The sequence below is a fragment of the Bradyrhizobium agreste genome, assembly GCF_016031625.1.
Classification (GTDB): Bacteria; Pseudomonadota; Alphaproteobacteria; order Rhizobiales; family Xanthobacteraceae; genus Bradyrhizobium; species Bradyrhizobium agreste.
Genome location: NZ_JACCHP010000019.1, coordinates 37,807 through 59,213, shown reverse-complemented (window position 1 = coordinate 59,213; position 21,407 = coordinate 37,807). Strand labels below are relative to the sequence as shown.

Genomic DNA, 21,407 nt, shown 5'->3' with positions numbered 1-21,407 from the left:
AGCCCGGAATCCATTTCTCCACCGTCTCTGCTGCACAATGGATTCCGGGCCTGCGCCTCGCGGCGCATCACGGAATGACGAGGTTCAAGCGCTGACATAATGAAGGGGCAGAGCAATAACGCTTCCGCCCCTTCTGCGTGTTTGTTGATCTTGAGATCGAACTATCCGCTCGCTCGGTGCAACCTCTCTCGCTTGCGGGCCCGCTTGCGGGAGAGGTCGGCACGCAGTGCCGGGTGAGGGCTTTTTCCTCTTGGGGATTGTCCCGTTGTGGAGAGACCCCTCTCCCCAGCCCTCCCCCGCAAGCGGGGGAGGGAGCGCACCGTCTTCGCGGCGATCAGTGCATGAAGCCGCGGTGGTTGTTGCCGCCGCCCATCGGCGCCTGGTTCATCGACTGCCGGAAGTTGTTGTTGCTGCTGACCATGCGGTTCGGCGTCGTGTTGAGCTGCGGACGGTTGGTCTGCACGTTGGTCTGCACGTTAGTCTGTACTTGCACCTTGTTCACGGGGATAGTGTTGGGCTTCACGATGCCGGTGTTGCCGGTGTTGACGCGGATCGGCTGGTTCTGCGTCTGAACGTTGACCGGCTTCACGTCGATCTTCGTGCCGCCTTTACCGACATTCACCGGCATGCTCACGATCTTGGGCGGAACACCGTTGGGTGTGCCGGCATTGTTGCCGCCGTTCTGCGGATTGTTGGTCGCCGGCAGCGTCACGATCTTGCCGATGCCGACCTTGCCGTTGATGGTATTGGTCGGCGCGGGCAGGGTGACGATCTTGCCCGGGGTCTGCGACGGCGTGCCGTTCTGCTGGTTCGGCTGGTTGTTGCCGGCAGGCAGGGTGACGATCTGACCGCCATTGCCGAGCTTGCCGATGACGTTGCCGTCGAGCGGCTTCTGCATGACCGGGAGATTGCCGTTCACCTGCGCGCCGTTGCCCTGCTGCATCAGCGGCATGTACTTGGGCTGGCCGAGATTGCCGATCTTGATCGTCGGAGCGATGTTCTGCGGCGCCAGGAACTTGGTCGCCTGCATCAGGGGGATCTGCTTCGGCTGCGCCTGCAGCTTCAGCGCGACCTGCGCATAGGGGCTGTTGCCGTAGCTGTCGTAGAAGCTCTTGTAGGCGAGCGGCGAGTTGGCGAGCACCGCCTTGTGCCAGGCCTGCGAGATCAGGAGGTTCTTGAGCAGCCAGCGGATGTGGTCGCACAGCGGGTCGTGCGGATACATCTGGATGAACTCCTGATAATATTCCGGACGGCCCTCGGACACGACGTAATCATATGCCTGGCGCGTCGAGCGGCTCGGCAGATTGGAGGCCATCTGCACGACCGGCGTATTCACCGGCGCGCGGTTGGCGGCAATTGCAGTGTCGCCGAAGAAGGTGAAGTCGCTCGTCAATGACGAGCTCTCCCACGGAATCTGCGCGCCGCTGGTGGTCTGGTTGACCTGCAGGCGCACGCGCTTGAACAGCTGCTCGATCGGCACGTTGGGCTCGCGCGCGATGTTCAGGAACGCCTGCGTGTAGGGGCTGTGACCATTGGTGCCGTCGAGCGCCTCAGTGCCCGGCGCCGTCGAGTAGCCGACGATCGAGCCGTTCGGCGCATCGACGATTGCCAAGCCTCGGCCCGCGTCGTTGACTTCAGGGAACGGGTTGTTGCGGCAGGCATCGAGGATGACGATGCGCATCCGGCTCGGGATCGTCTCCAGCGTCGACATCACGTCGACCAGGCGCAGCGAATTGTTGACGAGCTCGGTCGGGCTGGTCACCTTGGCGTCGACGGGCACGAGATAGTTCTCGCCGGCGAGCTGCACGCCGTGGCCGGCGTAATAGACCATCGCCACCGTGTTCGGACCGCGCGAGGCGACCTTGGCGGAAAAGTCCTGGACGACGCGGAGCATGTCGTTCTGGGTCAAGTCGGTCGCGGCGACCACTTCGAACCCGGCGGAGTTCAGGAACTGCGCCATTGACTGCGCGTCATCGTCGGGGTTCGCAAGCTGCGGCGCGTTCTGGTACTTCGCATTGCCGATCACCAGCGCCACCCGCTGCTCCGGACCTTGCAGCGCGGTGGGGGCAGGCTGCACCGGGGCAACTTGCGCGGAAACGGGCCCGCAGGCGAAGCCGAACAGGCTTCCCAACAGGCTCGCTGTCATGAAGAAGGGCTTTAGGCGGAACATGGCGTGCTCCTTTGGCACTCATCTCGATGCGAGATTGGTTGCGCGCAAGCTTGGCAGCGTTCGACCCTTGCGGTCCGTGATCCCTGTCACCATGGTCGCCTCCGTGATCTGAATCACGCTCGGAACCTGCTATGGTGAGCGATGGGAGGGAAGTCCGTCACATGCTGAAATCGATCGATCCGATCCTCACCCCCGATTTGCTCTGGCTGCTCGCCGCGATGGGCCATGGCGACGACCTCGTCTTCGTCGATGCCAATCATCCCGCCACCCGCATCGCGCAGAGCACCTCGTCGCAACGCCTGATCCAACTGCCGGGCATGACGATGGAGGTCGCCATCCGCGCCATCATGTCGGTCTATCCGCTCGACGATTTCGATCCCGATCCGGTGCGTGTGATGAGGCCGGTCGACGATCCCGACCGCGTGCCCGAGGTGCAGCGCGCCGTGCTCGCGGAGATCGAGCGGGCCGCTGGCCGGCCGGTCACGCCCGCCAGGCTCGCGCGTCCCGATTTCTATCGCGCGGCAGCGGCAGGCTTTGGCGTCGTGCAGGTCGGTGACAGCAGGGGCTATGGCTGCTTCCTGATCAGGAAGGGCGTGATCGGTTAGGGGCTGCGTTCGATCGACGCAACGTATGATGCAAAGCGGCCTGCCTCTTCGTGTGCGATGTTTCCACGCAAGGCGGACGTTGCCAGCACTCGAATTTGAATGGCCTTCGAGCAGGCGAGCGTCTATCGTCGATCCATGTCTCGCCTTCTGTGTCTCTTCGTTGCTGTCGTCCTGTCGCTGCTGCCCGCTGTCGCATCCGCCGAACCCGTGCAAAAGCGTCCCAAGCCGGTCTGGCATGGCTACGGCTTTCTGCCGGGCTATCGGCAACCGCTCAGCAACAGCATCCCGCTCTACAAGCAGAAGGACGCGATGCGGCGCCTGTCGCGCGCCGACCGGCGCCATTGGTACATCGACCCGGTTCCGCAATATTATCGCTGGGACGGCGAGTGGCACTATTTCGGCCGCCCGGGCTTCAACGGCGGCCGCTACAACGGCGGCAGCTTTGGCCCGTGCTGGACGCGCACGCCGATCGGTCCGATCTGGAATTGCGGGTGAGTGCGCTGACGGCGCCTACGTGTCATTGCGAGCGCAGCGAAGCAATCCAGAATCCCTCCGCGGAAAGACTCTGGATTGCTTCGCTGCGCTCGCAATGACGACGTGGAGAAAGTGCGCGCGTCGTTTCGCTCGCCCGTGCCCCGGACGCAGCGCAGCGCTTCCCCGGCGATGCGAAGCATCGTCCGGTGCGGTGCGCTGCTGAGCCGGGGGCCATGTTGCAGAGGAGTTCGTGGCTCTGGGGCCCGGATCTTCGCTTCGCTCGTCCGGGACACGGGCGCCGAGCCCTTACGAGAAGAACGCGATCTTCTCGGCTTGGGTCATGCGGCGGATCGGGGCGAGCGGGTCGTTGGCCGGTGCGCGGGGTTTTTGCAGGATGCCGCTGGCGAGGATGGTGGCGCCCAGCGATGTGTCGGACATGGACGCGGGCATGGACGCAGGCAGGGGCGAGGGCATCGGCAGCGTCGCGGTCGGGGCTGCCGCCGATGATGCTGCGGCTGCCATGGCCGGCGCCTGCTGCTCCATCACTTCGGCGGCGGCTTCCGCAATGGCGTCGGTGAGGCGCGCGAGCGAGTCCAGCGCGATCGGCGCATCCGCGGCGGGCTCTTCGGCGATGGCTGCGAGGACCGGCTCGGCTGCGGCCGGCTCCGGATGCTCGGTGGCAATGGGCGCGACGACATCCGCGTGCACCGGCTGCGGTGTTGCGCCCGCCATCTCGACTGGCTCGATGATTTCGTCGAAGTCGGGATCGGGCGCGGCCATCTCCATCGCGATGGCCTCGAGGATGGCTTCGTCCTCGGCCTCGGCTGCGGCATCGAGCGAGAACTCCTCGCTTGCGTCCGTCAAGGCCTCCGGCTGAGCGGCCGGCTCATCAAACGCGACAGCTTCGAGCTCGGCATCATCAGGCGCGACGTTTTCAAGCGCCGCGCTTTCGGCAGGCATCTGGTTTTCGGCCGCGATTTCCCGTGCGGCGCCTGCGTCCATCGCCTGCTCGGCCATGACGGCAGTTTCAGCGACGGCCGCAGATTTGACGGCTGTAACGAGTTCCGGAGCTGCCGCGAACTCTTCGCGCGTCTCCGTAAAAGCCACGGGTGCATCGCCCGCCATCGCCGCTGTCGCCGTCTCGACGGGCGAGGCTTCTGCCACCGATGACGGCGCCTCCTGCGCCGGAGCGGGCGCGGCCTGCGGCGTTGCCTCGCCGTCGAGCTGCTCGACGCGGTCCTTCAAGAGATCGAACGCAGCCTTGAGCTCGATGCGGGGATCGAGGGTCGAGATCTGCCCGCAGGCGGCCTCGATTGAGGCCAGCTGCGAATCAATGAGGTCGCAGATTCGCCCGTCGGCGCCGATTTCGCGCCAGCGCCAGGAGATCTCCTTGATGATGCGCACCCCGCGCGGGATCGGCGCGAGACAAGCCTCGATCGCGCCGGGATCGAATGCGGCGAGTGCGATCGTCTCGGCCTCGCGGATGGCGCGGCGGATCTCGACCAGCGCCTCGGGCAGGCGGTCCTCGACGACCGGTTGCCGCTGTGCCGCAAGGGTTTCCTCGATTTTGGCGACCGCATCCAGCACCATGCGCGTGTCGGCATTGCGGTTGCGCTTGGCATACTCGCCGAGGAACCAGCGGCCGCGCGCGGTCTCCATGAAGGCTTCGCGGATCGCTTCGTAATCCTGCTCGTTCGGCGCGGCCGCGCGGGCAGACATGGGCGAGAGGGCGAATGCTTCGTTGGCCATGACAATCTCGTCGCGCAAATCAGTGCGCGTTACTGTAACGATCACCACGATATCGACCGAATCGCAATTGGTTTGATGCAGTCCGAATCACAAATCCCCATCGCGGTAGCGACGAAGCGGCGATTCGCCGTGAGCCTCGCCGTGTTCTATTCGGCCTTCTTTGCGGTTCTGGGCACGCATATGCCGTTCTTCCCGGTCTGGCTGAATGCGATCGGGATCGACGCGGCCTGGATCGGCATCATCAACGCGCTGCCGGCGATCACGCGTTTCACCACGCTGCCGCAAGTGACCGCCTTTGCCGAAAAGCGACAGGCCATTCGCGCCGCCATCATGGTATCGGCGCTGGCGACCGCGATCGGATTTACGGCGATCGGCCTGCAGCAGCAGCCGCTGGTGCTGTTCCTGTTCTACGCGCTGACCTGCATGATGTGGACGCCGACGATGCCGCTGACCGATGCCTATGCGCTGCGCGGCGTCGCCCGCTACGGGCTCGACTACGGACCGCTGCGGCTGTGGGGGTCGGCGGCGTTTGCCGCCGGCTCGCTCGCCTGCGGCTATCTCGTCGACGTCATTGCTCCGCGCGACCTGATCTGGGTCATTGTGGCCTGGGCCGTCGTCGCGGTCGCAGCCAGCCTGCTGCTGCAGCCGCTCGACGATCTCAGGCGGAGGACGCCGGAGCGGCACGCCGGCAAGCCGCTGCTACGCGATGCAGCCTTCTGGGCCGTGATCGCATCGGCGGCGCTGATCCAGAGCAGTCACATCGCCTTCTACACCTTCTCGGCCATCGCCTGGCAGCTCCATGGCATCAGCGGGCTGACCATCGCGGTGTTGTGGACGCTGGGCGTGATGGCAGAGATCGTCGTGTTCGCGCTGTCGCCGCGCTTCTCGCTGCATCCGTCCACGCTGATGGCGATCGGCGGCGTGATCGCCGTGCTGCGCTGGATCATCACCGCGAGCGAGCCTCCGTTGGTGCTGCTCGCGATCGCCCAGCTCGGCCATGGCTTCAGCTTCGGCCTCACCATCCTCGGCACCATGAACCTGCTGGTGCAGCGCGTGTCTTCGCATCAGATCGCGCGCGGGCAGGGCTATTACGCCGCCTGCAACGGGCTTTTGGGCGCGGCGACCTCGATCGCATCAGGCGCGATCTATGCCCGCATCGGCGACGCCGTCTATTACGTCATGGCCGCGATGGCCGCTGCCGGTGCCATCCTGATCTGGTCGGCGCGGCATCGCCTCACCGCTCAGCCCCAGAGCGAAGCGTCCGGCGGGTAGACCAGGCTGCCGTCATAACGCAGGCCGTGGTCGCGGTCGCGCGCCAGCAGCAAGGGACCGTCGAGATCGACCAAGCGCGCCTGCGGCGTCACCAGCATCGCCGGCGCCATCGAGAGCGAGGTCGCGACCATGCAGCCGATCATGATCTCGAAGCCGAGCGCCTGGGCAGCATCGGCCATGGCCAGCGCCTCGGTGAGGCCGCCGGTCTTGTCGAGCTTGATGTTCACGGCGTCGTAGCGTTCGCGCAAGGGCGCGAGCGAAGAGCGGTCATGCACGCTCTCGTCGGCGCAGACGGCGAGCGGGCGCCTGATGCGCGCCAACGCTTCGTCGCGGCCTGCCGGCAGCGGCTGCTCCACCAGGGTGACGCGGGAAGCGGCGCAGGCAGCGAGATTGGCTTCGAGATTGGCCTCGGTCCAGGCCTCGTTGGCATCGACGATCAGTTCGGCTTCAGGGGCGGCCTTGCGTACGGCCGCGATGCGCTCCGGATCGCCGTCGCCGCCGAGCTTGATCTTGAGCAGCGGACGGTGTGCCGCCCTAGCGGTCGCGGCGGCCATGGCCTCGGGATCTCCTAACGAAATCGTGTAGGCCGTGGTGCGCTCGGTAGGCGCCGGGCGGCCCAGCAGGTTCCAGGCGCGCAAGCCGGCCGCCTTGGCCTCGAGGTCGATCAGGGCGCAATCCAGGGCGTTGCGGGCCGCGCCTGATGGCATGGCGGCCTGGAGGGCCTCTCGGGTCAGCCCGCCCGCGACCGCCTCCTGCATGGCCTGGATCGCGGCCAGCGTCGCCTCCGGCGTCTCGCCGTAGCGGGGATAGGGCACGCACTCGCCGCGGCCGGTCAGGCCGTCCCGGCTGACCTCCGCCACGACCGTGGCGGCCTCGGTCTTGGCGCCCCGGCTGATGGTAAAGCTGCCGGCGATCGGGAAGCGCTCGATTCGCGTCGCCAGGGAAGCAAATTTCATGGAAGTCATTTTGAACTCTGGCGAAATCTGAACCTGCTGGTTACCTCTAGCAACTAACATTAACCCCTTGGGGATACCTTCTCTGGGTAAGGGCGCGTGCGCAACCATCTGATTTTCTCCGCCCCGGCACGGGAGCGGACATGAGTGGCGATCCGAAGCTGGAACGGATTGCCAAGGGCAACGCGCTGGCATTGTGCGCCACCGGCACCTGGACCGCGAGCTTTGCGCCGGTCCTGGAGCGGATGGTGACTGAGGCCGAGAAGCTCGCAGGCACCCCGCAAAGCATCTTCATCGACGTCTCCGAGGTCGCCAAGCTCGACACGTTCGGCGCCTGGCTGATCGAGCGGTTGCGCCGCAGCCTGACCAAGGGACCCGTCGAGGCGCAGATCGCGGGCCTCTCCGCCAATTATTCCAGCCTCGTGGACGAGGTGCGGCGGGTCAGGGCGACCGCCGTGGTCGACAGCAACCCGATCACCATCTCCGGCATGCTGGAGCAGATCGGACGGGCCGTGGCCGGCGTCGCCGGCACGGTGGCAGGCCTCGTCGACATGCTGGGCGCCGTGCTCGCGGCGTGGTTTCGCGTCCTGGTCCATCCGCGCTCGTTGCGCCTGACCTCGACCGTGCACCACATGGAGCAGGTCTGCTGGCGCGCGGTGCCGATCATCGTGCTGATCACCTTTCTGATCGGCTGCATCATCGCGCAACAGGGCATCTTCCATTTCCGCCGCTTCGGCGCCGACATCTTCGTGGTCGACATGCTCGGCGTCCTGGTGCTGCGCGAGATCGGCGTGCTCCTGGTCGCGATCATGGTCGCCGGCCGCTCGGGCAGCGCCTACACCGCCGAGCTCGGCTCGATGAAGATGCGCGAGGAGATCGACGCGCTGCGCACCATGGGGTTCGACCCGATCGAGGTGCTGGTGCTGCCGCGCATGATGGCGCTGGTGCTGGCGCTGCCGATCCTGGCGTTCCTCGGCGCAATGGCCGCGCTCTATGGTGGCGGTCTGGTGGCCTGGCTCTATGGCGGCGTGCAGCCCGAGGCGTTCCTGCTGCGCCTGCGCGATGCCATCTCGATCGACCATTTCATCGTCGGCATCGTCAAGGCGCCGGTGATGGCCGCCGTGATCGGCATCGTCGCCTGCGTCGAAGGGCTCGCCGTGCAGGGCAGCGCGGAATCGCTGGGGCAGCACACCACCGCGTCGGTGGTGAAGGGCATCTTCTTCGTCATCGTCATGGACGGCGTCTTCGCCATCTTCTTCGCCTCGATCGGGATGTGACGATGGCTGGCGAGATTCAAAATCCGATCATCCGCGTCCGCGACATCACCGTGCAGTTCGGCGCAACGCGCGTGCTGGACGGGCTCAACCTCGACGTCAAGCGCGGCGAGATTTTGGGATTTGTCGGTCCGTCCGGTGCCGGCAAATCCGTGTTGACGCGAACGATTATCGGCCTCGTGCCGAAGGTCGCGGGCTCGATCGAAGTGTTCGGCGTCGACCTCGATTCCTCCAGCGCGTCGCAGCGGCGCAATGTCGAGCGGCGCTGGGGCGTCTTGTTCCAGCAGGGCGCGCTGTTCTCCTCGCTGACCGTGCGGCAGAACATCCAGTTTCCGATGCGCGAATATCTGCGCGTCTCGCAGCGGCTGATGGACGAGATCACCATGGCCAAGCTCACCATGGTCGGCCTCAAGCCCGAGGTCGCCGAGCGTTTCCCGTCCGAGCTCTCCGGCGGCATGATCAAGCGCGTGGCGCTCGCCCGCGCGCTGTCGCTCGATCCCGACCTCGTCTTCCTGGACGAGCCGACCTCCGGTCTCGACCCGATCGGCGCCGGCGATTTCGACGAGCTGGTCCGGACCCTCCAGCGCACTTTGGGGCTGACGGTTTTCATGGTAACGCACGACCTCGACAGCCTTTACACAGCTTGTGATCGCATCGCCGTTTTAGGGAACGGTAAGATCATTGCCGCAGGGTCGATCGCCGACATGCAGGCCTCGCAGCATCCCTGGCTGAGGCAGTATTTTCATGGCAAGCGCGCCCGCGCGGTCATGGGTTGAATAGCTGGGTTGAGTAGCCGGAGCACCTGATGGAAACGCGGGCGAATTACGTTTTGATCGGCTCGTTCACGCTGGCGGTGATCGCCGCGGCGATCGGCTTCGTGCTGTGGTTTCAGTCGCTGCACACCACCAAGCAGCGCAGCCCTCTTCGCGTCGTGTTCGAGGGGCCGGCGGCGGGCCTGCGCAACGGCGGCAGCGTCAATTTCAACGGTATCAGGGTGGGCGAGGTGGTCTCGGTGAAGCTGGACAACCCGCGGCGGGTTGTCGCGCTCGCCATGATCGAGAACAACGCCCCGATCCGCAAGGACACCCTGGTCGGCCTGGAATTCCAGGGCCTCACCGGCGTTGCCGCGATCTCGCTCAAGGGCGGCGAGGAGGCTGCGGCCCCGCCGCCGCTCGACCAGGACGGCATCCCGACGCTCACGGCCGACCCCAACAAGCTGCAGGACGTCACCGAGGCGATCCGCGCCACGCTGCAGAACATCAACAAGATCGTCGCCGACAACCAGGAATCGGTGAAGAACTCGCTGAAGAACCTCGAGACATTCACCAACTCGCTGGCGCGCAATTCCGAGAAGATCGACGGCGTGATGGCCAAGGTCGACGGCGTCATGTTCAAGGCCGACAACCTCATGCTCGGTCTCAACACGCTGGCCGGCGGCAAGGATGGCGGCGAGCTGTTCCAGGCGGTGAAGTCGATCCGCGAGCTCGCCGAGGATTTCGACAAGCGCTCCGGTGCATTGATGGCCGATGGCCGCCGCACCCTCGGCGACATCAGCCGCGCCGTGAACAATTTCGACCGCAACCCGACCCGCGTCCTGTTCGGCGCCAGCAATTCATCGCAAGCAGCCCCGCCGCCCGAGCCGCCGAAGCCGGCGGCAGCGCCGAGACGGCAGTAGGCTCCGACCCTCCTAGCTTCCGCTCATCCCGTGTACCGGTATCCATCGGAAGTCGATATCATTGGCTTCGATCACCCATACGAACGCTTTGCATTGGGCGCGATAAGCCCACTCAATCTCGTGGATCAAGTGGCCGCGATCCGAGATACGAAACTCGTCGTAGCGCCAATCGCCGTGCGACGGCGCATCTCGCGAAAGCTTCTGGAGTGAGTAGGCGTATACGGTCGGATATGTGATCTCGATGTGCCCGTCGTGGTAGGCGCCGAGTAGACGCAGCGCGATCGAGCAGGATCGCTGACGAGGCTGAGCGCTGGGCTTTTCCGATATTTGCAGCGATTCTAGCCAAGCATCGTGGGGGCAGCGGTGGTCTCGCGAATTGTAGAACCAGTTGGAGGTCGCAAGTTCGTAGGCGCGAGGCGGGAAAGCGGTTTGGTTTTCGGCCAGATAGGCTTCGTACCGTTCGAATGCGCGTTCTGCTGCGGGATATTCGTCGTCGCGCCCATCATCCGAGAGAATGAAGACCATCGGCGGTTCCTGTTGGTTGACTGAACCTTGTAGCCTCGATTGAGCGAAGCGACGCCTCGCCCAAAGCAAAAACGGAGGCCGGTGAGGCCTCCGTTTTCCTATTTGTATCTATCGGCGTCTCACCCCAGCCGCCCCGCCGCGTGGGCGAGCAGGGTGTACACCAGACCCGTCTCCGAGATCAGGTGGCTGCGTAGCTCCTGTGGGCCGCGGCCGTCGCGGGCGACTTCGTCGAGCAGGCGCTCGAACTCGGCGACGTAGCGGTCGACCGTGCCCTTGAAGTTGCGGTCGGCGCGGTACTTGCGGGCGACCTCGTCGAAGGCCTTCTGGCCGGCGGGCGTGTAGAGGCGCTTGGTGAAGGCCTTGTTCTCGCCGCGCTGGTAGCGGTCCCACATCTCGGCCGCGAGGTTGCGGTCCATCAGCCGGCCGATGTCGAGCGACAGCGATTCCAGCGGATTACTGCCTCCTTGCGGAGCCTGCGGCTGCGGCGCGAGGGCCGCGCGGCCACGGGGAGCCTGACCGGCCGGCGTGCCCTGACTGGCGTCGGTGCGGTTGAGCAGATCCGACAACCAGCCGTCGCGGCCCTGGTCATTGTTGGCGGGCGCGACCGACGGCGCTTCGGTGCGGCGCGCGGCCGGCAGGCCGAGGTCCGGCGGCGGCAGCGTCGAGGCGCTGCCGATGTCGCGCATGCGGGTCTCGGGAGCGCGGCCGCCGACGGCGGCCAGCACCGGCTCGTCCTGGCGCTGCACGCTGGCGCGGCCCGCCGTGGTGACGTCGAGCCCGCGGCCGTGCTGGGCCACAATGCGGTTGAGCTCGGCGAGCGCCTCGATCTGGTCGACGATCACCTTGCGCATCTGCGCCGTGCTCTCGGCGGCCTCCTGCGGCATCTCGAGCACGCCGCGGCGCAGCTCGTTGCGGGTGGCTTCGAGCTCGTTGTGCATCTCGAGAGCCATCTGCTTCATGCTGGCGACGAGGTTGGTGAACTTCTCGGTCGACTGCTTGAACATCGCATCCGCCTCGTCCGTGGTCTGGCGGTAGATGTCGTGCATGGCCTCGATGGTCTGCCGGTGCTCCTCTTCGGATGCCGCGCGCACCGCCTCGAACTGGCGGGTGATCGCGGCCGAGCCGGCGCCGGCGGTCTCGGCGACGACGCGGGCGATGTCGCGGGCGCGCTCTTCGGCCGCGGCCAGCGATTCATCGAGCAGGCCGGTGAAGCGCGACAGCCGCTGGTCGAGATCGGCCGTGCGCAGGTCGATCGTGGTGACGAGCGATTCCAGCGCCTGCTTGCGCTCGGCGAGCGAGGCGGTGGTGTTCTTGTTGCTCTGCTCGACGACCTGCGCGGCCTCGACCAGCGCCTGGCCATGCTTGTCGAACTGGACCGACAGCTCGCCGAGATCCTGCAGCGCCTTCGTGGTCTTGCTGTTGAAGACGTTGAGCTGCTCTTCCAGGTTCTGCGTCGCCGCGCCGTTGCGCGAGGTGACGTCGTTCATCGCCGAGACGAAGTCGGCGACGCGGGTCACCAGCGCCCGCTCGAGCGAGTTGAGGTTGTCGTGCGCACCAGTCAGCACCTCCTGCAGCAGGATGTTGCCTTCGCGCAGGCGCTCGAACAGGGCGACGGTGTCGGTACGCAGGATCTTGCTGGTCTCCTGCATCTCCGTGACCGCCGCGATCGAAACCTGGCGCGACTGGTCGATCGCCGAACGCGAGGACTGCTCGAGGTCCTTGAGCGACTTGGCTACCGCGCTGGTGGCGACCTCGCTCGCCGCGTTGATGGTGCGGGCGACTTCCGAGCCGTTGCCCATCATGGTCTGCGAGAAGGCCTGGCCGCGCGTCTCGATCGACTTCAGCGCGTCGGAGGTGACGCGGTCGATGTCGAGCGTGAGCTGGCTGGTCTTCGAGCCGATCGCATCCACCAGCGCGCCGCGCTTGGCGTCGATCATGTTCGACAGACGGTCGGCCTGCTGCTGCACGTAGGTGACGATCTCGTCGGTCTTGCCGGTCATGGCCTGGCCGAAGCTGGAGCTGGCGGCGAGCACCGAACGCTCGACGTCGGCCGAGCTCGACTTGACGCGCGAGCTCGCCTCGTTGGAGGCGGAGATCAGCGCGTTCTGGGCGTTGAGCGCGCTGGTCTGGATGTCGTTGGTCGCGTTGGCGGTGGCCGCGCTCAGCGTGCGCTCGATCTCGGTCGAGATCGTGCGGATCTGGCTCGCGGCGTCGGCCGAGGTCGAGGTCAGCGAGATCTGGGCCTCACGCGCGCTGTTGAGGATGGTCGAGGCAGTGTCGGCGCCGACCGCGGTCAGCGTGCGCTCGATGTCCGTCGTCAGCGACTTGATCTGGCTCGCCGCATCGGTCGAGGCGGAGATCAGCGTGCCCTGGGCCTCGCGGACGCCGCTGGTGAGCGCCTCGATGGTGGCGCCGCCGGCGGTCGCCAGCGCGCGCTGCATTTCGGCCGCGAGCGAACGGACCTGGCTGGTTTGTTCCGCGGAGACAGCAAGAAGCGTGCTCTGGGCGTCGCGGGCGCTGGTCGTAATCGTCTCGGCGGTGGACTGGCCGACCTGCGAGAGCGAGCGATGCACTTCGGCCGCGAGCGACTTGACCTGGCTCGCCGCGTCCGAGGATGCCGTCACCAGCGTGCTCTGGGCCTCGCGGGCGCCGCTCATGATGGTCTCGGCCGTCGAGGTGCCCGCCATCGTCAGCGAGCGCTGCACGTCCGAGGACAGCGCCTTGATCTGGTTGGCGGTCTCGGTCGAGGCCGCGATCAGCGTGCTCTGCGCATCGCGGGCGCCGGCAGTGATCGACTCCGCCGTGGCGGTGCCGGCCATCGACAGCGAGCGCTGCACGTCGGCGGTGAGCGTCTTGACCTGGCTCGCCGCATCCGAGGACGCGGTGACGAGGGTGGTCTGCACCTCGCGGGCGCCGGCCAGGATCGAGGCCGCCGTGGCCGAGCCGGCCGCCGACAGCGTGCGTTCGATGTCGGCCGCGAGCCCCTTGATCTGGTTGGAGGTTTCGCCCGAGGCCGCGACCAGCGTCGACTGCGCTTCGCGGGCGCTGGTCAGGATCGAGTTCGCAGCGCCGGTGCCGACCGCGGTCAGCGCCTGCTCGACCTCGGCCGAGGTCATCTTGAGCTGGGCGTTGACGTCGGAGGAGACCGTCAGCAGCGACTGCTGAGCGGTGCGCGCGCCGGTCTGGATCGTCTCGCTGGTGTTGACGACGAGGTTGGTGAGCGAGCGCTCGGCGTCCTCGACATGCGAGCGGATCGCGGTCGAGATCATCTCGGCGCGGGACATCATGTCCTCGCTGGCCTGGCGACCGCTGCTTTCGATGCGGCCGGCAACGGCCTCGACGCGCGAGCCGAGCAGGTCCTCGAACTGCGCCACGCGCACGTCGATGTCGCTGGCGACCGAGCCGACCTTGGTCTCGATGGCCTGCTGGATCTCCTGGAAGCGCGCCGTGACCGTGTCGGTCAGATGCGTGCTGCGGCCGTCGATGATCTCGGCGACGCCGGTGATGCGGCGGTCGACCGCCTCGATCGCCTGCGCGGTGCCGTCGGTGAGCGTCGAGGTCAACAGCGTCAGTCGCGTGTCGATCGACTGCACGGCCTGCGATGCGCCGTGGGTCACGGCGGTGGTCAGGTAGGTGAGGCGGGAGTCGATGGACTCGAGTGCCTGCGTCGCATTGCCCGTCAGCGTCGTCGTGAGGTGCGTCAGGCGCGTATCGATCGTCTGGATGGTCTGCGATGCGCCGTCGGTCAGGGTGCTGGTGAGTTGGTTGAGGCGCGCATCAATGGTTTCGATGGCCTGCGAAGCGCCGCCGGTCAGCGAGGAAGTGAGGTAAGTGAGGCGGGAGTCGATCGACTGGATCGCCTGCGCGGCACCGTCGGTCAGCGACGTCGCCAGCGTGTTGATGCGTCCGTCGATGGTTTCGGTCATCGACTTCGCGCGGCTGTCGAACGACTGCTCGAGCTCGGCGACGCGGCCGACGAGCCGCTCGTCGAAGGTCCTGATGTGGCCTTCGATGGTGCCGTCCAGGCTGGCGATCTTGCCGTTCAGCGAGGCGTCGATATGGCCGACGCGTTCGCCGATCGTGGTCTCGAACTGCGCGAGGCGCTGGTCGAGCACCGCCGTGATCTGGCCGCCGTTCGACGTGAAGCGGGTGTCGAAATCGTCGACATAGGTCTTCAGCGTCTCGGCGATGTCCTGCGTGCGCTGGCCCATGCGCTCGACGATCTCGCCGCCGAAGGTCTTCACGGTGCGGTCGAACTCGGAGATGTGGCGGGTGATCAGCGCGCCCAGCGTGCCGGAATCGCGGGCGAACTTCTCGACCAGCTCGGTGCCCTGGTTCCTCACCAGCTCGTCGAACGCGCTCATCTGCAGCGACAGCGAATCGTGCGCGGTCTCGGTCTGGCTGACGACCTTGGCGACCAGGGCGTTGACGGTGGCGTCGAGCGCCTCGCTGGCCTTGTCGCCGCTCGTCATGATCTGGCCGGCGAGGCGGTTGCCGGCGTCGTCGATCTTGGCGGAGAGGTCGTTGGAACGCAGCTCGAGCTCGAGCAGCAACGAGTCCGACGAGTTCTTCAGGCTATCGTGCACCTGCTCGGTGCGCTCGGAGATGCCGTCGACGATCGCGGCGGAGCGCTGCTCGAACTCGCCGGTGATGCGGTCGATGCGCTCGTTCAGCATCTCGTGGACGCGGTCGGCGAGGTCGACAAACTCGTCGTGGACGTGGCCGGTCTTGAAGTTGAGGCTGGTGGTCAGCCGCTCGCTGGCGTCGAGCACGGCGCGCGTGGTCTCGTTGCTGGCTTCCTCGAGGCGGTCGAGCAGATCGCCGCCGCGCTCGCCGAGCGCCAGGATCATGTTGTCGCCGGCATTGCTCAGCGCCTGGGTGATGTGGGCGCCGCGCTCTTCCAGAGCGCCGGTGATGGACTTGGCCACCTCGTCGACGCGGGAGGCGATCGCGTCCGAGATCAGCGCGATGTCGTGGCGCAGGTCGATCTGCACGCCGGAAATGGCGCTGCGGACCTGCTCGGCCTGGCCGACCAGGTTGTCGCGCTGATGCGCGATGTCCTGGAGCAAGGCGCGGATGCGCACCTCGTTGTCGGAATAGGCGCGTTCGAGCGCGGCGACCTCGTTGGCCACCAGCGTCTCGAGCTCGCCGGCGCGCGCTATCGCACGCTCGATGCCGTCGCCCATCGCCGCAACCTCGCGGCGGATGGCCTGGCCGACGGTGACCATGGAATCGGCGGCCGAGCCTTCCGGCTCGGAGAAGCGGATCGCAACCTGCGCCATCGCCTGCGCGATCATGCGCATTTCCTGGCCGCGCCAGACCAGGCTGGCGAGGAAGTAGAACAGCATGATCGGCGCGAAGAACATCGCGACGAGGCCGGCGATCACGAGCACGCCGCCGCTCTGGCCCATGGCGGCCTGGATCGAGGGCAGGAAGCCGACGGTCAGCGCGGCGCAGGCGGCGAGCCAGATGCCGGCGAAGATGGTGGCGAAGGTGTAGACACTGCGGGCAGGGCGGCCCTTCTGCAGCGCCTGGAGCAGCTGGCCGATGGTCTCGCGGTCGTCATTGGCGGCGCGGCGCGCGGTGCGCGGCTCCTCGATCGGGTCGAACACCGTCGACCGTTCGTTGGCGGCGGGGCGCGGCTCGAAGCTCGGCTCGTCGAAGACCGGGGGCGCGGCCGGCGGCACCGGGGGCGCCGTTTCGTTGCGCATCGTGGCGTTGCGGCTGGTATCGGCCGCCGTGTCGCTGATGTTCAGGGCTTCCTGGATCGCAGAAAGCGCAACTTCTGTAGGGTCTTTGACCTTTTTCGGAGTGTTCGCCATGTTCAGTCCGAGCCCTCGTTACTTGTACGCGTCCCCCCGCGAGCCCTGCGCACGGCGCAAGCCCACAGACCGGATCATGCCGCTTGCGCGGATCTCCGAGCCGTCCCCACCCGGACGGCTTGTCCGCCAATTTCTGCAACATCCTATTGGCAGAGCGTCGCGAATGAAATGCCCGCGATTAAGACATTCTTAATCATCGTTAACAGGATCGCGCCGTAACGCCTTAGCAATCAACGCAATTCTCAGTCGGACCAGGCCAATTACGGCAACTTTTCGTCAATAAACGGGCGGATCTGCGTCAAATCCCCCAAACATTTCGTTAACCATTTCCATGCTTGGGTGAGAGGAACCTGACCGCCGGACCGGCGGCCGTCGCGCGATGCCGGGGCCTGCGCCATGACGCCTGAACTGCAAGGGATGGACTGGATGCCTTCGCCCCCGCTTGCGCCCATCGACTGCCCGCTCGACCTCGATCACCTCTCCCGGATGACGCTCGGCGACGCTGAGCTGGAGCAGGAAGTGCTGGCCATGTTCGCGGAGCAGGCCGCCCGTCTGCTCGCGACGATGACGGCATTGCCGGCAGAGACCGGCGCGCTCGCGCACAAGCTCAAGGGCTCGGCGCGGGGGATCGGCGCCTTTGCGGTCGCCGATGCCGCTGCCAGCCTGGAGACTGCGATCCGGACCGGCCATGGCCGGCCCCACGCCTTCGCCGCGCTGAAAGAGGCGGTGGCCGAGGTCCGCGCTGCCATCGCAGCGATGCTGAAGCGTTAAGCCGATACGGCCCGAGCTGGGCTCTAGTCGCTTGTTTTGACGCGTCTTCTTCCCGCAAAGCAGGGATTCAATTCGTCACAAAACGCTATGGCGCCGGGCTGACCGACCCGTTATAGGACAGCCGGGACCCTCCTTCATTCAAAGCACCGCGGCAGCACGAGCACACATGGCCAAGATTCACTTTGTCGACCACAAGGGCGAAACCCGCACGGTGGAAATCGAGAACGGCGCAACCGTGATGGAAGCTGCGATCCGCAACAGCATTCCCGGCATCGAGGCCGAGTGCGGCGGCGCCTGCGCCTGCGCAACCTGCCATGTCTATGTCGACGAAGCCTGGCGCGAGAAGGTCGGCAGCCCGACGCCGATGGAAGAGGACATGCTCGACTTCGGCTTCGACGTGCGCCCGAATTCGCGCCTGTCTTGCCAGATCAAGGTCTCCGACGAACTCGACGGCCTCGTCGTGGCGACGCCCGAGCGCCAGGCCTGATCCGTCTCCGAGTAGATTATGAAAGTAGACTAGATGCTCGGCGGCGCGACCTCGATGCCGCGCTTGTGCCAGGGTCTGAGCTTCTCGATCACCTCTGCGGTCAGCGGCGCCGGTCGCCGCGTGGCCTCGTCGAGCAGGACGCCGACCGACGTCGCCGACGCGATGCACGTGCCGTTCGAGAACACGACCTGCTCGAATGTCACCGAGGTGCGCCCGAGCTTGACCACGCCGAGGCCAAGCTCGATCGTGCCCGGCCAGTGCAGCTCGGCGCGAAAGTGCATGTCGAGCCGCACCATGATCCAGGCGAGCCCCGGCGGGGTCAGCCCGTATTCGGGAAGCTTCATCAGCGTGACACGGCCGGTCTCGAAATAAGTGGCGTAGACCGCGTTGTTGACGTGCTGGTTCGGGTCTAAGTCGCCGAACCGGACGTTGTCGCTGAGGCGAAACGGAAAGTCCTCGAGGCGCGGGGTCGTGTCGAGGCGGGCTGGTGCATTCACCGATTGATCTCCGTCATATCCATCCTCGTTACAGCCCAGTTATTCTGGCCCGGCAAGTGGGCGCGGCTGCGGGGCGATCCCGCTTTTATGCCTTCCCTGTTCCATCCCCGTTGGCTAGACAGGCAGGGTCACCTCTGCCCAACGGGCGCCGTCCAACCGATAACGACCGATAAAGAGACGACATGAGCGACGTGATCAAAACCGATGTGCTGATTATTGGCGCCGGCCCGTGCGGTCTGTTCGCCGCCTTCGAGCTCGGCCTTCTCGACATGAAGGCGCATTTCGTCGACATCCTCGACAAGGTCGGCGGCCAATGCGCCGAGCTCTATCCGGAAAAGCCGATCTACGACATTCCCGGCATTCCGCAGGTTTCGGGGCAGGGACTCACCGACGCGCTGATGGAGCAGATCAAGCCGTTTCACCCGACCTTCCATCTCGGCGAGATGGTCGAGACCGTGGAGAAGATCGGCGATCCCTTGTTTCGCTGCACCACCGATGCCGGCAAGGTGTTCGAATGCAAGGTGGTGGTGATCGCGGCCGGCGGCGGCTCGTTCCAGCCCAAGCGTCCGCCGGTGCCCGGCATCGAGGCTTATGAAGGCACCTCGGTGCATTACGCGGTGCGCAAGATGGAGACGTTCCGCGACAAGAACGTGCTGATCGTCGGCGGCGGCGATTCCGCGCTCGACTGGACCCTCAATCTGCATCCGATTGCCAAGCGCATCACGCTGCTGCATCGGCGCGACGAGTTTCGCGCCGCGCCCCACAGCGTCGAGCAGATGCGCGCGCTGGTTGCCGGCGGCAAGATGGATCTGCGGCTCGGCCAGGTCACCGCGCTCTCCGGCGCCGACGGCAAGCTCACCGGCGCGACCGTCAAGGGCAACGACAACAGCGTCACCGAAATCGCCTGCGACACCATGCTGCCGTTCTTCGGGCTCACCATGAAGCTCGGCCCGGTCGCGAACTGGGGCATCGCGCTGGAAAACAATCTGGTGCCGGTGGAGACGTCCGCGTTCGAGACCAATGTATCAGGCATCTTCGCCATCGGCGACATCAACACCTATCCCGGCAAGATCAAGTTGATCCTGTGCGGCTTCCACGAGGGCGCGCTGATGTCGCAAAAAGCCCATCGCTACGTGTATCCGGAGAAGCGGCTCGTGTTCCAGTACACGACCTCCTCCTCCAGCCTGCAAAAGAAGCTCGGTGTCAACTGACGGAAGCCTTGCGGGGCAGCGATGCCCCATGTTTCTGGTGCTGGAACCGTTCGCGAAATCGCCGTAGTCTGCGGCCATTCCGGTCGTGGAATAGCAAGGTGATCTGATGCGGAATTTCTCCAGTTCTCGGCTGCTCTCCTTCGTCGTGCTCGCATTGTCGCTCGCGGCGGTGAGGCCGTGCGCCGCGCAGACCGCCGAGCCCACGGCGGCGGGGCTCTGGCAAAAGGTCGAAGACGGCAAGACGGTCGGATGGTTTCTCTTCATCGACCGCAACGGCGTCTTCGAAGGCGTGATCGCCAAGACCTTCCCGAGGCCGACCGACAATCCGAACGAGGTCTGCTCCAAGTGCACCGACGATCGCAAGAACGCGCCGGTGCTCGGCATTTCCTTCGTCCGCAACATGAAGCGCGAAGGATTGAAGTACGAAGGCGGCAACGTGCTCAATCCGCGCGACGGCCAGATCTGGAAGGCCAACATGCGGGTCAGCCCCGACGGCCAGACCCTGACACTGCGCGGCTATCTCGGCATCGCGCTGCTCGGCAAGGACGAAACCTGGACGCGCCTGCCGGATGCCTATATCGCCCAGGTCGATCCGGCCATCGTCGCAAAATACTTGCCCGCGCAGGCTGCAGCCGCCAAGCAACCGGCGCCCGCGGCGAAGAAGGGCGGCGCGATGATGGCGCCGGCAAAGCAGTAAGGGCGCAAGCCGCGCGCTGCGCGGCCTCAAAAGCTCTCGCCCTGGCGCAGGGTCTCCAGCCTGTGTGGCCACCTTCGCCGATGAGCGAACGCGCCTCGGACCCCCTCCAGTAGTTCCCCGGAATGCGCGCTGGCGCCGGATTTGCATAGCTGTCGGCAAAGCTGCTGGGGGAGCGAGTCGCCGTCTCCACGCCTGCCGCGCACCATGCGGACGGCGGACGGTAGCGTTTGCCCCGCGGTGATCACTTCGACCGCGGAGACCACATGAGACCTGCAAAACAGTGTGCCGCCGTGCTGCTGGGGCTGACGGTTCTAACGCATTCGGCGCTGGCGCGCGACGACGGCCGCTTCGCCAACTCGCCCCTGAAACCCTGGTTCGAGAGTCTGCGTAGCGAGTTCGGGCAATGCTGCTCGGATGCGGACGGCTACGTCATCGCCGACGTCGATTGGGAGTCCGATCGCGGTCGCTACCGCGTGCGCATCGACGACGAGTGGGTCGTGGTGCCCGACGGCGCGGTGATCACCGTGCCGAACAAGATCGGCCGCACCATGGTGTGGAAGCACTATATCGACGGCCATCCGCGCGTGCGCTGCTTCATGCCGGGCAGCATGACGTAGACGCCCGTCATTCGCGTGAGGTGGAAGAAGCCGTCATGCCCGGGCTTGTCCCGGGCATCCACGTTCTTGGTGCCGCCGAGTGAGACGTGGATGGCCGGGACAAGCCCGGCCATGACGTGGTGGAAAATTCAGCGCGCAAGAAGTGATCGTTGTCGGTTGACGAGCCAAGCTTAGTGCGCCTGGCTATTCGAACCCGTGCTCGCGAGCTGCTTGATCCGCGGCGACAGCACGGAGACCTGCACGGGCGAGGCCGGCATGCCGGCGACGATCATTGCAGGGCTCGCAGACTGCTCCTCGACGCCGGCGCCGCCGAGCACCTGCACTTGCGTTGTCGTGATCGGAAACGACGTCACTTCGTAGCGGGGAAGCTCGCTGGCGAACGCGGCGGCCGAGCTCGCAATCATGGCGCCGGCAACGGCAATCATCGAGAGAACACGCATTGGAAAGTCTCCGGGGAAGATGTCAATCGATGGTTTGGTCGCCGCGATGGCGGCACAGGTTCGCTCGTGTGCGAACATTCCCGTTGTCTTCGGCGCAGATATTGATTGCTTGATGCGAAGGGACGAAACGCGGAAGAAGTTTTCCGCGCCAATGTTTCCGGACGGTTT

Annotated in this window: 18 protein-coding genes; 11 read left to right on the top strand and 7 right to left on the bottom strand. The window is 65.9% G+C overall.

Translation table 11 applies throughout. The features are described from left to right. Positions 1 to 334: 334 nt before the first annotated feature. Positions 335 to 2,170, bottom strand: a complete 1,836-nt coding sequence (locus HZZ13_RS25540; RefSeq protein WP_197962265.1) for a caspase family protein — start codon at positions 2,168 to 2,170, stop codon at positions 335 to 337. A gap of 161 nt (positions 2,171 to 2,331) precedes the next feature. On the opposite strand from HZZ13_RS25540, the gene HZZ13_RS25535 reads away from it, so the two are divergent. Together HZZ13_RS25535 and HZZ13_RS25530 are read left to right on the top strand one after the other, a co-directional pair. Continuing rightward, positions 2,332 to 2,775: an RbsD/FucU family protein gene (locus HZZ13_RS25535; RefSeq protein WP_197962264.1), complete on the top strand. Its 444-nt coding sequence runs from the start codon at positions 2,332 to 2,334 to the stop codon at positions 2,773 to 2,775. Positions 2,776 to 2,910: 135 nt separating this feature from the next. Then, the gene (locus HZZ13_RS25530; protein ID WP_246504558.1) at positions 2,911 to 3,270 is read left to right on the top strand and encodes a hypothetical protein; all 360 of its coding nucleotides are present in this window, start codon (positions 2,911 to 2,913) and stop codon (positions 3,268 to 3,270) included. Positions 3,271 to 3,555: 285 nt separating this feature from the next. Here the strand turns inward: HZZ13_RS25530 and HZZ13_RS25525 are convergent, their stop codons facing one another. Further along, complete coding sequence (locus HZZ13_RS25525; protein WP_197962262.1) at positions 3,556 to 4,998, bottom strand: hypothetical protein; 1,443 nt, start codon at positions 4,996 to 4,998, stop codon at positions 3,556 to 3,558. A 75-nt stretch (positions 4,999 to 5,073) separates the two neighbouring features. On the opposite strand from HZZ13_RS25525, the gene HZZ13_RS25520 reads away from it, so the two are divergent. Continuing rightward, on the top strand, positions 5,074 to 6,270 hold the full coding sequence (locus HZZ13_RS25520) for an MFS transporter (protein ID WP_197962261.1): 1,197 nt from the start codon (positions 5,074 to 5,076) through the stop codon (positions 6,268 to 6,270). Here the strand turns inward: HZZ13_RS25520 and dgcA are convergent. Then, a complete protein-coding gene (gene dgcA / locus HZZ13_RS25515; RefSeq protein ID WP_197962260.1) occupies positions 6,240 to 7,235 on the bottom strand; it encodes an N-acetyl-D-Glu racemase DgcA in 996 nt (331 codons plus the stop codon). The genes HZZ13_RS25520 and dgcA overlap by 31 nt on opposite strands. 131 nt (positions 7,236 to 7,366) lie before the next feature. On the opposite strand from dgcA, the gene HZZ13_RS25510 reads away from it, so the two are divergent. From HZZ13_RS25510 to HZZ13_RS25500, 3 genes are read left to right on the top strand one after another with little or no spacing between them, the layout of a single operon-like run. Further along, a complete protein-coding gene (locus tag HZZ13_RS25510; protein ID WP_197962259.1) occupies positions 7,367 to 8,500 on the top strand; it encodes an MlaE family ABC transporter permease in 1,134 nt (377 codons plus the stop codon). A 2-nt stretch (positions 8,501 to 8,502) separates the two neighbouring features. Next, positions 8,503 to 9,273, top strand: a complete 771-nt coding sequence (locus HZZ13_RS25505; RefSeq protein ID WP_197962258.1) for an ABC transporter ATP-binding protein — start codon at positions 8,503 to 8,505, stop codon at positions 9,271 to 9,273. Positions 9,274 to 9,302: 29 nt separating this feature from the next. Continuing rightward, positions 9,303 to 10,172, top strand: a complete 870-nt coding sequence (locus tag HZZ13_RS25500; protein WP_197962257.1) for an MlaD family protein — start codon at positions 9,303 to 9,305, stop codon at positions 10,170 to 10,172. A gap of 12 nt (positions 10,173 to 10,184) precedes the next feature. Here the strand turns inward: HZZ13_RS25500 and HZZ13_RS25495 are convergent, their stop codons facing one another. Continuing rightward, the gene (locus tag HZZ13_RS25495; protein WP_197962256.1) at positions 10,185 to 10,697 is read right to left on the bottom strand and encodes a hypothetical protein; all 513 of its coding nucleotides are present in this window, start codon (positions 10,695 to 10,697) and stop codon (positions 10,185 to 10,187) included. Between the two features lie 119 nt (positions 10,698 to 10,816). Further along, the gene (locus HZZ13_RS25490; RefSeq protein WP_197962255.1) at positions 10,817 to 16,519 is read right to left on the bottom strand and encodes an apolipoprotein A-IV repeat region-like domain-containing protein; all 5,703 of its coding nucleotides are present in this window, start codon (positions 16,517 to 16,519) and stop codon (positions 10,817 to 10,819) included. 396 nt (positions 16,520 to 16,915) lie between these two features. On the opposite strand from HZZ13_RS25490, the gene HZZ13_RS25485 reads away from it, so the two are divergent. Next, positions 16,916 to 17,290 carry an Hpt domain-containing protein gene (locus tag HZZ13_RS25485; protein WP_197962254.1) on the top strand — a complete coding sequence of 125 codons (375 nt, stop codon included), beginning with the start codon at positions 16,916 to 16,918 and terminating at the stop codon, positions 17,288 to 17,290. Between the two features lie 166 nt (positions 17,291 to 17,456). Continuing rightward, a complete protein-coding gene (locus HZZ13_RS25480) occupies positions 17,457 to 17,777 on the top strand; it encodes a 2Fe-2S iron-sulfur cluster-binding protein (RefSeq protein WP_008143731.1) in 321 nt (106 codons plus the stop codon). A gap of 29 nt (positions 17,778 to 17,806) precedes the next feature. Here HZZ13_RS25480 and HZZ13_RS25475 read toward each other — a convergent pair whose 3' ends face one another. Continuing rightward, positions 17,807 to 18,274 carry an acyl-CoA thioesterase gene (locus HZZ13_RS25475; protein ID WP_128264443.1) on the bottom strand — a complete coding sequence of 156 codons (468 nt, stop codon included), beginning with the start codon at positions 18,272 to 18,274 and terminating at the stop codon, positions 17,807 to 17,809. A gap of 182 nt (positions 18,275 to 18,456) precedes the next feature. Between HZZ13_RS25475 and HZZ13_RS25470 the strand changes: the two genes are divergently transcribed. From HZZ13_RS25470 to HZZ13_RS25460, 3 genes are all read left to right on the top strand, one after another. Beyond that, positions 18,457 to 19,485, top strand: a complete 1,029-nt coding sequence (locus HZZ13_RS25470) for an NAD(P)/FAD-dependent oxidoreductase (protein ID WP_197962253.1) — start codon at positions 18,457 to 18,459, stop codon at positions 19,483 to 19,485. Positions 19,486 to 19,591: 106 nt separating this feature from the next. After that, positions 19,592 to 20,182 (top strand): DUF2147 domain-containing protein, encoded by a 591-nt coding sequence (locus HZZ13_RS25465; protein ID WP_197962252.1) that lies wholly within the window; start codon positions 19,592 to 19,594, stop codon positions 20,180 to 20,182. Between the two features lie 263 nt (positions 20,183 to 20,445). Continuing rightward, positions 20,446 to 20,799 carry a hypothetical protein gene (locus tag HZZ13_RS25460; RefSeq protein WP_197962251.1) on the top strand — a complete coding sequence of 118 codons (354 nt, stop codon included), beginning with the start codon at positions 20,446 to 20,448 and terminating at the stop codon, positions 20,797 to 20,799. A gap of 170 nt (positions 20,800 to 20,969) precedes the next feature. Here HZZ13_RS25460 and HZZ13_RS25455 read toward each other — a convergent pair whose 3' ends face one another. Further along, complete coding sequence (locus HZZ13_RS25455; protein ID WP_197962250.1) at positions 20,970 to 21,239, bottom strand: hypothetical protein; 270 nt, start codon at positions 21,237 to 21,239, stop codon at positions 20,970 to 20,972. Between the last annotated feature and the right edge of the window lie 168 nt (positions 21,240 to 21,407).